Genomic DNA, 11,698 nt, shown 5'->3' on the forward strand with positions numbered 1-11,698 from the left:
CCATGCCAAGCGAGGCTGCAACGTCGCATCAGGTGACGGCTTCCTTGGTGGCGAAACGTGGGTCTTGCCAACTGCCTGTACGCAGGATGTCTTCCAGCACCTCGACTGCCTGCCACACATCCTTGTAGCTGACATAGAGCGGCGTGAAGCCAAAGCGGATGGTCGACGGCGCGCGGAAGTCACCGATCACGCCACGCTCGATCAGCGCCCGCATGACCTGATAGCCATGGTCGTGAAGGAACGACACCTGGCTGCCGCGCCTGTTCCCATCGCGGGTACTCTCCAGCGTCAGGCCGAAGGCACCGCATTTCGCCTCTACAAGGTGGATGAAGAGGTCGGTCAGCGCGATGCTCTTCATGCGCAAAGCCGCCATGTCGACGTCATCCCAGATATCAAGCGCGCCTTTCAGCGCCCGCATCGACAGGATCGGCTGCGTGCCGCACAGGAACCGGCGAATGCCGGTTCCTGCCACATAGCCACGCTCAAAGGCAAAGGGCCGCGCATGCCCCCACCAGCCGCTCAGCGGCTGGCTAACATCTCCAAGGTGCCGCGCGGCGGCATAGATGAATGCAGGCGCGCCCGGACCGCCATTCAGATATTTGTAGCTGCAACCGACCGCGAAATCGGCCTTGGCCCGGTCGAGTTCGACCGGCAAGGCGCCGGCGGTGTGGCACAGGTCCCAGACGATCAGCGCGCCGGCTTCATGTGCCAGGCGCGTCAGCGCCACCATGTCGCGCAGTTCACCCGATTTGTAGTTGACGTGGTTGACCAGGATGACGGCGACGCGTTCGTCGATCAGTTCCTCGATGGTTGGCCCGTCGACGCCTTCGAGGCGCAGCACCGCACCGGGCCGGGTCGAGGCAACGCCTTCGGCCATATAGAGATCGGTCGGAAAACTGTCTCCTTCGGCGACGATGACCGACCGGTCCGGCCGCATCGCCAACGCCGCATGCAACACCTTGTAGATGTTGATCGACGTCGTGTCGCAGACCACCGTCTGGCCGGCGGCGGCACCGATCAGGCGGCCGAGCTGGTCACCGAGCGTGGTCGGCATGTCGAACCATCCGGCCGTGTTCCAGGCCCGAATAAGGTCCTGGGCCCATTCCTGCGTGGAAGCCTTCTGAAGCTCGTCGAAAACGGCGTGCGACGCAGCCCCCAGCGAATTACCGTCGAGATAGATCACATCCTTCGGCAGGATGAAGCGCTCGCGCATCGAACGCAGCGGATCGGCCGCATCCATCGCCTCGATCGCGGCGAGATCGGGAATTGCACTCATGATCAGTCAGTCCTTGGTTATTCGCGAATGGTTTCCCGCGCGAGCGCGGGCCCGCGCCCGCGCCCGCGCTTCAGGCTCGGGAGTGCCAGCATGGCAAGCACGAACAGGCCTGTGGCAAGCTTGAGATCCGGTGGCGGCATTCCCGCGGCAAGGCAGAACGACACCAGCTGGTAGTAGACGATCGCTCCGACGAAGGGCGCCAGCAATTGGCGCCGCACCGTCTGCTTGCCGATGATGGCTTCGCCGATCATCAGGGCGGCAAGGCCATTGATGAGGATGCCCAGACCCATATTGACGTCGGCAAAGCCTTGCGATTGCACCATCAGCGCACCGCTGGTCGCCGAGAACGCGCTCGCCAGTCCGACACCGCCGATGGTGGCGGCCCAGACATTGATGCCTTGCGCTTCGGCCATGTCGGGATTGGCTCCGACCGCGCGGACGGCGGTGCCTTTCTCGGTCTTGAAGAACATGTTGAGCAGCAGGAAGACAGCCAGCGCGATCAGGCCGGCGACAACGATCTTGCTGACGGGAAAACCTGGCCGTGCGAACGGCACCCAGTCGAATACGGTGGGCGAACCGAAGACGGAGAGGTTGGACTTGCCCATGACGCGCAGGTTGATGCTGTAGAGCATCGTCATCATCAGGATGCCCGCAAGCAGCGTGTGGATGCGAAAGCGCAGATGGATGAAAGCCGTGCAGCATCCCGCGACGAAACCCATGGCAAGCGCGACGGCGATGGCTATCAGCGGCGATGCGCCGGCTGCAAGAAGCACGCCGCAGACGCAACCACCCAGCGGAAACGCGCCTTCGCTGGTCAGGTCGGGAAAATTCAGCATGCGAAACGGGATCATGATGCCAAGCACGACGAACGCCAGCAACAGGCTTTGCGCCAGGGTGACGGGGATGATCGAGACGAAGCTCGTCAGAATTTCCTGAACAAAACCCATGATGATCAGCTCGCCAGCAACATGCGGTCGGTCTTGACCGAGAAATGGCCGATGAGGTCGGCCACCGTGACCCTGGCTTTCGCCTCGCCGGCCACTTCGAGAAGGACCCGGCCAGCGTCGAGCATGATCACACGGCTGCCATAGTCCACTGCGTGCTGCATGTTGTGGGTCACCATCAGGGTGGTGAGCTTCAGGGCATTAACGGCACGCACCGTAGCCTGCATGACGATCTCCGCGGTGCGCGGGTCGAGTGCCGCCGTATGTTCATCAAGCAACAGCAGATCCGGCGAACCGCCGACAGCCATGATCAGCGACAGCGACTGTCGCTGCCCGCCAGAGAGGAGGTCGACCCGAGTATCCAGCCGATTTTCAAGGCCGAGGCCCAGTATCGAGAGACGCTCCTTGTAGGATGCGAGCCGCGTGGGGTTCAGCCCCTGCCGCAAGGTGCGTTTGTGGCTGCGCAGGTCGGCCAGCAGCATGTTTTCCGCCACCGTCATGCTGGCAGCGGTGCCGCGCATCGGATCCTGGAAAACACGTGCCAATTTGGTGGCGCGCTTGTGCACCGGCATGTCGGTCACATCGGCGCCATTGATCAGGATCCTGCCGGAATCGAGGACAAGGGCGCCAGAAATGGCATTGAGCATGCTGGTCTTGCCAGCCCCGTTCGAACCGATGACGACACCGAAATCGCCGGTGGCAAGCGACAGGTCGAGGCCATCGAGCGCCACCTTCTCATCGGCCTGGCCCCTGTAGAAAACCTTGCGTGCGGATCGTATCTCGAGCATCAGACCCTCCCGAAAAACGGTGGCGGCCCTTCAAGGTGCCGCCACCTGCTTGATGACGCAGGATGTCAGTCGACGATGCAGCCGCAATCCGCCAGCGAAGCCGGGATTTCGATGCCAAACGCCGCCATCGCCTTTTTGGAGATCAGCGCCGCGTGGTCTTTGTAGGCCGGGCGCGAAGGCGGGATCGTCTTCGGGTCCTTGCCCTTGAGGATTTCCGCCGCGATGTTGCCAGCATTGACGCCAACCTGTTCGTAGTTGACCGCGAAGCTGGCCGGCACGACGCCGCCGCGCACGGCATTGTCGTCCGCGTTGACCACGGGGATACCAGCCTGGCGCGCCGCCGCCGAGACAGCCGCGATCGCCGGCTGGATGAGGTTCGAGGTGGGCCCGTAGATCACGTCGGCCTTGCCCGCCAGCGAGGCGATGCGCTGCTGGATATCGTTGACGTTGTCGATGCCGACCTCGACGACTTCGAACCCGGCAGCGGGTGCCGCCGCCTTGATCTTTTCAAGCAGCGCGACGTCGTTCGCCTCGCCCGGATTGTAAGGCACGCCGAAACGCTTGGCATTCGGAAGCAGCTTCTTGGTGAAAGCCATGACCGCGGCGACATCCTGGAGGTCGGTCGCGCCGGTCATGCCTTCGTCGCCCGAATCCCAGGACGGAACGAGCTTGGCCGCGACCGGATCGGTCACCGCCGCGAAGACGATCGGAATGCCCGAACCTGCAAGCGCCTTCTTGGCGATCTGCGAGACCGGCGTGGTGATGGTATACATGAGCTTCGGCTGATCCGCCTGCAGCTTGGCAATCATCTGCGGAACCAGAGAGGCATCGAAATTGGTGTGGCTTTCGGTGTAGACGACATCCTTGCCCTCGACGAAACCGTCCGCGGCAAGCGCCTTCTTGAAACCGGCAATGGCTGCGTTCAGCTGCGGATGCTCGCCGAAATTGGCAATGCCGATCTTGATCGGATCGGCGACAGCAGCGCCGAGGCTGACTGCGAGCGCGCCGGCCGTGATCAATCCCGACAGCCAAGCGGATTTCGACTTCAACATCATTTCCTCCCAGATTTGATTAGCGCCGCTTAAAGGACGGCAACCGCGGCGATCATGGTCAGTCGCTCCAGCCATGTCAAACATTATATATAATTCTTGCCATGCATTCGCATCATATATAATTTCTAGAACTCAGATAGCGGACGGATCGCGATGCAGGACCAGAAGAACTCCACGAAAACGGAGGCGGCCTATCAACTGCTGCGGCGAGACATACTCACCACCCGCCTTATGCCTGGCGCACCGCTCAAGCTGAGCGCGCTGCGCGGCATCTATGGTGTCGGCTGGACGCCACTGCGCGAAGCGCTGTCCCGCCTGGAGGCCGAACGCCTGGTCACAGCCATCAGCAATCGCGGCTTTGCCGTCGCTCCCGTGTCTCGGGCCGAGCTTGAGGACCTGGCACGCGCAAGAATGGTTGTTGAGATTCCCCTGTTCCTGGAATCGATCGAGAAAGGCGGCAGCATGTGGGAAGACGCCGTGGTTACCGCACATTACCGGCTATCGCGCTGCAAGACCGCCGTCGACGATCCCTCGGACGCGGCGGTCGACATATGGGACGAGAACCATGAGGCCTTCCACGCGGCACTTCTCAGCGCCGCTACATCGAGTTGGCTGTTGCGGTTCCGCTCGACCATCGCGGATCAACTACGCCGGCATCATCGCTTTCTCGGACTGGCGCCGACATTGCGGGCCGCCGCCGGCCTCAAGGATGGCTACGAAAAGGCCATGGACGCGCTGCGCGAAGCGATTGCGATCGAACACCACACTGCAATCATGGAGGCGGCGCTTGATCGCGACGTCGAGCGGGCAAAGGCGCTGATGACCGCCCATATCGGCTACACGCTGCATGTCTATGTCCACAGCGAGGACAGCGCGGCGAACAAATACACAGCGCGCGCCGGCAGCTCGAAAGCGGTCGGTGGATGATATCAACACCGCCGCATAGTCCAACGCCAGACCGGATCGCTTCCGCCCCGGGACCGGCTGGCCAGCCGGTTGCTCCCAGGCACAAGCGAGAGAAATCCCGCCAGCTTGACGCGAACACGCCGCCGTCAACCATCAGGTTGGCGTTTTGGTTTCGTTTCGTTCACGGATAGGCAAGACAAAGTCCCGCATCCATCCGGATTGCGCACGGTTTAACATGCAAGACAGCCAAGCTTGCCAAACCTTCGCAATCGTCTGGGAAGATGAAAAAATGTTATGGATTCAATCCGGTAACTTCGGATCTTGAACTACGCGTACGTAGCCGCGCCTGCATGGGCGAGAAGCATATGGTTTCCGCAGTCTGAACATATTCACTAAACTTTAAACGGTTGCGGAACACAAATGGAACAGATAGTGTTTGTTCTGGGTTTGTTTTTCTGATTCCGGTTTCAGATCCATCTTCGAAACCCCTGGGGGCCGCCATGCTGACGCGCAAGCAACATGAACTGCTGATGTTCATCCATGAAAGGCTGAAGGAAAGCGGCATTCCACCCTCGTTCGACGAAATGAAGGAGGCGCTCGACCTCGCTTCCAAGTCCGGAATTCATAGGCTGATCACGGCCCTTGAGGAGCGTGGCTTCATTCGCCGCCTGCCCAACAGGGCGCGCGCGCTGGAAGTGCTGCGTCTTCCCGATTCCATCGCACCTGGCCTCAACGCTGCCCGCAAGTTTTCGCCGAGCGTCATCCAGGGCAGCTTGGGTCGGCAGATCAAGCCGGCTGCCCCCTCGCGCCAACCCGCTGCCGGCAATGACGACGACGCCGTCTCGGCGATTTCCATCCCGGTGATGGGCCGCATTGCCGCGGGTGTGCCGATCGATGCCATCCAGCACCAGACCCATTCCATCTCGGTGCCGCCGGACATGATCACGGGCGGCGATCACTATGCGCTCGAGGTCAAGGGCGACTCGATGATCGAGGCCGGGATCTTCGACGGCGACACGGTCATCATCCGAAACGCCGACACCGCCAGCCCCGGCGAGATCGTCGTGGCGTTGGTCGATGAGGAAGAAGCGACGCTGAAGCGTTTTCGCCGCAAGGGTGCCTCCATCGCTCTCGAGGCCGCCAATCCGGCTTACGAAACGCGCATCTTCGGACCAGACCGCGTAAAGGTGCAAGGTAAGCTTGTCGGGCTGATCCGCCGTTATTGAGCCGGCACGGCAACGGGTTTGTCGGGCTTGACGTAGGGCGGTAGCCCCCTTGCCTCGCGTGAGAATTTTCTTTGCTGGTGCCAAGGCCGGTACGGTCTGTCGATCGCGAAGCTTATTGTCGGTCGTGAAACGGCTGATTGGGGGTCGAAGAAGACAGCGGCGCTTCCAGTGCGAGCGAGCTGTCGTTTGGTGACGACGAGAACGATGGGATTGTGGCATGGGTCGTAGGCCCTCGCGTCGTTGACGACGATCAGATCGGCAAAACGGCAGGCTTTCCACGCTTTCTTGCGATCCTCGGCATACGCAACGATCGCGCCGGATGGGTGTCGGGCAACGCACAGGTCGTCACCGCAATAGAAAGGCGCTCCCGGTGGCAGTTCGGCGGCATCGGCGATGTCGAATTGTTGATCGCTTGAGCCGAGGGTCTCCGGCTTGATAATGGTCTCGGACTTCAGCGCACGTTTCCAATTGTCGACCGTGAATTCATTGGGGCGTGCCCGGCTGACGGCGAGTTCGCCGCCGCCGATCGGCAACGCCACTAGGCGTGCATCTTCCGAAATCAACACATCCGGTGCGGGCGTATCGGAAATCGTCAGCAGGCCAGCAAGCGCGAACGGCAGCGACACCAGCCGCAGCCAGGTTGTCGCCATGGTTGCGATGACAAGGGCGATCGTAACAAGCAGGACCGACTGTAGCGAAATCAGCCCGACGGCGTCGATCGGCGAACGCTCGGAGAACCACGCCGACAGCGCGATCATGGCCGTTAGTCCCTTGCCCATGACATAGAGAAACGGCCCATCGGCGCCGAACGGCATTGCCAGCGCGCTGAAGACGGCAAAGGGCATGACGATCGCCGATACAATCGGCATGATGGCCAGATTGGCGAACAGGCTCAGTGGTGACACGCGCTGGAAATGCCAGATCGCGAAGAGTGCCGTTGCGCTGCCGGCGATGATGGACGTCATGGCAAGGCCGCCGGTAGCCAGCAGCAGTTTTCGCGTGAGGAAGACGGGCAGTGACCGTCGCGGCGGCGGCGTGCTGGCCTTGCGCGAGCGGTAGTCGGACCAGCCGGCATACGCACCGACCAGGGCGGCGGTCGCGGCAAAGGACATCTGGAAGCTTGGGCCGACCACCTCATGCGGCGAGATGGCGATAACGGCAATAGCGGAGATCGCCAGATTGCGTATGGTCAGTGCCGCCCGATCGAACAGCACGGCGACAAGCATGACCGAAAGCATGATGAAGCTTCGCTCGGCCGCAACCACGACGCCGGAAATCACAAGATAGGCGGCAATCGAGACAAGCGCGGCCGCCGCGGCATATTTCTTCACCGGGCGACGCGAGGAGAAATCCGGAAACAGCGCGAATGAGCCACGCAGCAGCAGCATGATCGTACCGGCGACCAGCGCCATGTGCAGTCCCGAAATAGAGATGACGTGATAGATCCCGGTACGCCGCATCGTCTCGTTGATCTCTTCGGGAATCCCGGCGCGAACACCGACGATAAGCGCCGCCGCGATCTCGCCTTCCGCCCCGCCGATGCTGGCACGGATATGGTCGGCGATGGTTTCGCGCGCATTTTCGATCGATGACGAAACACGGGCCTCGAGCGGCATGCCGTCGGAAGGAACAACGGTCGGATTGCTAAGGAAGAAGCCGCTGGCGCCAATGCCGGCGAAATAGCTGTCAAAGGAAAAATCATAACTGTCCGGCCGTACCGGACCAGTGGGTGGCAACAGCCGCACATAGCCGGCGATCTGGGAACCGGCGGTCATGTCGGGGGGTATTTTTCGCGCCGACAGGCGGACCCGTTCGGGCGCATAGCGCAGCGTTGGCCTTGCCGTCGAGAGGACATCAATCGTCAGGCGGACACGGCCATTCGGCATCAGATCCAGCGAGACGATGCGGCCGGTCAGCCGCGTCGAGATTTCGGAGCCGAGGATTCGCGTCCCGGCGCGCCATGTTTCGACCTTGGCAGCCAATACGCCCAGCGCGCACAGCAGCCCCACCATGAAACACAGATGGGTTTTGCGGTGCGACCGCGAGAAGAGTGCGCATGATGCAGCGAGGAGCGCAACGGCGACTATTTTCGAAAAACCGGGTTCCTCCGCCAATGAGAAGTACCCGATCACGCCCAATGCCAGGAACACAGGAACCAGGAGAAAGCCTACGCCGCGATCAAGCTCCAGATTGGTTGCCGAAACCACGCTATCGCGCAAAACCGGCAGCGAAAGGCGGCCAATTTGCCGATGCAGACGTGCGACGGCACCGGTCCCCGGCACCGGATTTCGCGTTGGCATTGCGGGAGGCGGATGATTGTCATCGGGACGTGAGGGAGGTCGCGCAACCGGCACGCTCGGAACGGCGACGGCAGGCGCAAACAGGGACCATTCGCTGACGCCGGTGACGGCATCCTCGCTCTCGTCCGTACCCCGGCTTCCTCCAGCCATCGGGTCTGCCCCTTGCGCCCTCGACCTCCTATGCTACATGAACGCGCAACGCGCGAAAGCCCGCGAACCCACACACGCCTCACACGCCTTCCGAGAGTCCCATGTCCGACAAGGTCGTCACCCGTTTTGCCCCCTCGCCCACTGGCTACCTGCATATAGGCGGGGCGCGCACCGCACTGTTCAACTGGCTCTATGCCAAGCACACCGGCGGCACGATGGTGCTGCGCATCGAGGATACCGACCGCGAACGCTCCAGCGACGCGGCAACCGCGGCTATCCTAGACGGGCTCACCTGGCTCGGCCTTTCGTGGGACGGCGATGCAATCTCGCAGTTCGAGCGAGCGCCGCGCCATCGCGAAGTGGCCGAAGAGCTCGTGCGCATGGGCAAGGCCTATTATAGCTACGAGACGCCAGCCGAACTGGAGGCGATGCGCGAGGCGGCGCGCGCCAAGGGCCTGCCGCCGCGTTACAACGGCCAGTGGCGCGACCGCGACGCGTCAGAAGCACCCGCCGGGGTCAAAGGTGCGATCCGCATCAAGGCGCCGACAGAGGGCGAGACGGTGGTGCACGACCGTGTCCAGGGCGAGGTACGCTTCCCCAACAAGGATCTCGACGACTTCATCATCCTGCGTTCGGACGGCAACCCTACCTACATGCATGCCGTCGTCGTCGATGACCATGACATGGGCGTCACCCACATCATCCGTGGTGATGATCACCTGACCAATGCCGCCCGCCAGACCGTGATCTACAGGGCCATGGGCTGGGACGTGCCGTCGATGTCGCACATTCCGCTGATCCATGGCGCCGACGGCGCCAAATTGTCCAAGCGGCATGGCGCGCTCGGCGTCGAGGCTTATCGCGCCATGGGTTATCTGCCCGAGGCTCTTCTCAACTATCTGGCGCGGCTCGGCTGGAGCCACGGCGATGACGAGATCATGTCGATCAAGGACATGATCTCGTGGTTCGACATCGGCGACGTGAACAAGGGCGCCGCACGCTTCGACTTCGCCAAACTCGAGGCGATCAACGGCGCGCACATGCGCCGCATGGCCGATGCCCAACTCTTCGATATCTTCATCGCCACTCTGCCCTACCTGGAGGGTGGACCGGAGATGGCCGCCCGCCTCGACGACAAGAACAAGGCGCAGTTGCTGGCGGCGCTTCCCGGTCTGAAGGAGCGCGCCAAGACGTTGGTCGAACTGGTCGATGGCGCGGCCTTCCTGTTTGCCACACGCCCCCTGCCGCTCGACGACAAGGCCGCTTTGGTGCTCACCGACGACGCCCGCAAGGTTTTGCGGGGCGCTCACGAAGCTTTGAACGCGCTTTCAGGCGACTGGACGGCCGCCACGGCGGAGGCCGCGATTCGGGACTATGCGCTGGCCGGCGGCCACAAACTCGGCGCCGTGGCCCAGCCGTTGCGCGCCGCATTGACCGGCAAAAGCACCTCGCCCGGTGTGTTCGACGTGCTTGCTGTGCTGGGGCGCGAGGAAAGCCTGGCACGGATAGCGGATCAAATCGATTAGGAGCGATCTGGCCCAAGAAGATTGGCATTGAAAGGCGCGTTTCGCAGTGCAACATTAGGCCTTGGCCCAATCTGGCACGCACCCCCAAAATGCGGTGGCGAATATGCGCATTCCGGTGATTTCGACGTGTCGCTTTGCAGAATTTGCCCTTGCCGGCATGAGGAAACAAGAAGGAGTTTGCAATGACCGAAGCTGCGACAAAACTGGAATTTGGCGGCAAGACCCAGGAGGCTACGGCAAAGCTGGAATTCGCTGGCCAAACTCACGAATTCAAGGTGCGAAGCGGCTCGGTCGGACCGGATGTCATCGACATCGCCACGCTCTACAGCACCACCGGCGCCTTTACCTATGACCCCGGCTTCACCTCAACGGCAAGCTGCGAGTCCGAAATCACCTTCATCGACGGCGACGCCGGGATCCTGCTGCATCGCGGCTATCCGATCGACCAGTTGGCCGAACACGGCGACTTCCTCGAAGTCTGCTACCTCCTGCTCTACGGCGAGTTGCCGACCAAGGCGCAGAAGGACGATTTCGATTACCGCGTGACGCGCCACACCATGGTGCATGAACAGATGTCGCGCTTCTTCACCGGCTTCCGCCGTGACGCGCATCCCATGGCTGTGATGTGCGGCGTGGTCGGCGCGCTATCGGCCTTCTACCATGACTCCACCGACATTTCGGACCCTTACCAGCGCATGGTGGCGTCGATGCGGCTGATCGCCAAGATGCCGACGATCGCGGCCATGGCCTACAAGTACCATATCGGCCAGCCCTTCATTTACCCGAAGAACGAGCTGAACTTCGCCGCCAACTTCCTGCATATGTGCTTTGCCGTGCCTTGCGAGGAATACAAGATCAATCCGGTGCTGGCGCGCGCCATGGAACGCATCTTCATCCTGCATGCCGATCACGAGCAGAATGCCTCGACCTCGACCGTTCGTCTTGCTGGTTCCTCTGGCGCCAATCCCTTCGCCTGCATTGCCGCCGGCATCGCCTGCCTGTGGGGGCCGGCCCATGGCGGCGCCAATGAAGCAGCGCTGAACATGCTGGGCGAGATCGGCCATGTCGATCACATCCCGGAGTTCATCGCCCGCGCCAAGGACAAGAACGACCCGTTCCGCCTGATGGGCTTTGGCCACCGCGTCTACAAGAACTATGATCCTCGCGCGAAAATCATGCAGAAGACCGCGCATGAGGTTCTGGGCGAGCTCGGCATCAAGGATGATCCGCTGCTCGACATCGCGATGGAACTGGAAAAGATCGCGCTGACCGATCCCTACTTCATCGAGAAGAAGCTCTACCCGAACGTCGATTTCTATTCCGGTATCACGCTGAAGGCGCTGGGCTTCCCCACCACCATGTTCACCGTGCTTTTCGCGGTCGCCCGCACCGTCGGCTGGATCGCGCAGTGGAAAGAGATGATCGAGGATCCGCGCCAGAAGATCGGCCGCCCGCGCCAGCTCTACACCGGTGCGCCGGAGCGCGATTACGTGCCGATCGCCAAGCGCTGATCCAGGCATTTCGAATTGA

9 protein-coding genes are annotated in these 11,698 nt (G+C 61.9%); 4 read left to right on the forward strand and 5 right to left on the reverse strand.

The genetic code is table 11. The annotated features are described in order from the left end of the window. Window positions 1–28: 28 nt before the first annotated feature. The 4 genes from kynU to ACO07C_RS04825 all read right to left on the reverse strand — a co-directional run bounded on the left by kynU (window position 29) and on the right by ACO07C_RS04825 (window position 4,060). Entirely contained in the window at window positions 29–1,276 is a 1,248-nt protein-coding gene (gene kynU / locus ACO07C_RS04810) for a kynureninase (protein WP_421913089.1), read from the reverse strand. A 17-nt stretch (window positions 1,277–1,293) separates the two neighbouring features. Next, window positions 1,294–2,223, reverse strand: coding sequence for an ABC transporter permease (locus ACO07C_RS04815; protein WP_421913090.1), 930 nt, complete (start codon window positions 2,221–2,223; stop codon window positions 1,294–1,296). A gap of 5 nt (window positions 2,224–2,228) precedes the next feature. Continuing rightward, window positions 2,229–3,008, reverse strand: a complete 780-nt coding sequence (locus ACO07C_RS04820) for an ABC transporter ATP-binding protein (protein ID WP_421913091.1) — start codon at window positions 3,006–3,008, stop codon at window positions 2,229–2,231. 65 nt (window positions 3,009–3,073) lie between these two features. Further along, a complete protein-coding gene (locus ACO07C_RS04825; RefSeq protein ID WP_421913092.1) occupies window positions 3,074–4,060 on the reverse strand; it encodes an ABC transporter substrate-binding protein in 987 nt (328 codons plus the stop codon). Window positions 4,061–4,213: 153 nt separating this feature from the next. Here ACO07C_RS04825 and ACO07C_RS04830 point away from each other — a divergent pair, with 153 nt between their 5' ends. After that, the gene (locus ACO07C_RS04830) at window positions 4,214–4,987 is read left to right on the forward strand and encodes a GntR family transcriptional regulator (protein ID WP_421913093.1); all 774 of its coding nucleotides are present in this window, start codon (window positions 4,214–4,216) and stop codon (window positions 4,985–4,987) included. Window positions 4,988–5,466: 479 nt separating this feature from the next. After that, window positions 5,467–6,192 carry a transcriptional repressor LexA gene (gene lexA, locus ACO07C_RS04835; RefSeq protein ID WP_421913094.1) on the forward strand — a complete coding sequence of 242 codons (726 nt, stop codon included), beginning with the start codon at window positions 5,467–5,469 and terminating at the stop codon, window positions 6,190–6,192. Here lexA and ACO07C_RS04840 read toward each other — a convergent pair. Continuing rightward, window positions 6,186–8,642 (reverse strand): ComEC/Rec2 family competence protein, encoded by a 2,457-nt coding sequence (locus ACO07C_RS04840; RefSeq protein ID WP_421913095.1) that lies wholly within the window; start codon window positions 8,640–8,642, stop codon window positions 6,186–6,188. The two genes, lexA and ACO07C_RS04840, sit on opposite strands and share 7 nt — an antisense overlap. Window positions 8,643–8,743: 101 nt before the next feature. On the opposite strand from ACO07C_RS04840, the gene gltX reads away from it, so the two are divergent. Then, window positions 8,744–10,168 (forward strand): glutamate--tRNA ligase, encoded by a 1,425-nt coding sequence (gltX, locus tag ACO07C_RS04845; RefSeq protein ID WP_421913096.1) that lies wholly within the window; start codon window positions 8,744–8,746, stop codon window positions 10,166–10,168. Between the two features lie 182 nt (window positions 10,169–10,350). After that, the gene (gene gltA / locus ACO07C_RS04850; protein WP_421913097.1) at window positions 10,351–11,679 is read left to right on the forward strand and encodes a citrate synthase; all 1,329 of its coding nucleotides are present in this window, start codon (window positions 10,351–10,353) and stop codon (window positions 11,677–11,679) included. The last annotated feature ends 19 nt before the right edge of the window (window positions 11,680–11,698 follow it).

The sequence above is a fragment of the Mesorhizobium sp. genome (assembly GCF_965229135.1).
In the GTDB taxonomy this organism is placed as follows: domain Bacteria; phylum Pseudomonadota; class Alphaproteobacteria; order Rhizobiales; family Rhizobiaceae; genus Mesorhizobium.

Coding starts and splice junctions, on each gene's coding strand:
- kynU (WP_421913089.1), bottom strand. CDS start 1,276: ATGAGTGCAATTCCCGATCTCGCCGCGATCGAGGCGATGGATGCGGCC.
- ACO07C_RS04815 (WP_421913090.1), bottom strand. CDS start 2,223: ATGGGTTTTGTTCAGGAAATTCTGACGAGCTTCGTCTCGATCATCCCC.
- ACO07C_RS04820 (WP_421913091.1), bottom strand. CDS start 3,008: ATGCTCGAGATACGATCCGCACGCAAGGTTTTCTACAGGGGCCAGGCC.
- ACO07C_RS04825 (WP_421913092.1), bottom strand. CDS start 4,060: ATGTTGAAGTCGAAATCCGCTTGGCTGTCGGGATTGATCACGGCCGGC.
- ACO07C_RS04830 (WP_421913093.1), top strand. CDS start 4,214: ATGCAGGACCAGAAGAACTCCACGAAAACGGAGGCGGCCTATCAACTG.
- lexA (WP_421913094.1), top strand. CDS start 5,467: ATGCTGACGCGCAAGCAACATGAACTGCTGATGTTCATCCATGAAAGG.
- ACO07C_RS04840 (WP_421913095.1), bottom strand. CDS start 8,642: ATGGCTGGAGGAAGCCGGGGTACGGACGAGAGCGAGGATGCCGTCACC.
- gltX (WP_421913096.1), top strand. CDS start 8,744: ATGTCCGACAAGGTCGTCACCCGTTTTGCCCCCTCGCCCACTGGCTAC.
- gltA (WP_421913097.1), top strand. CDS start 10,351: ATGACCGAAGCTGCGACAAAACTGGAATTTGGCGGCAAGACCCAGGAG.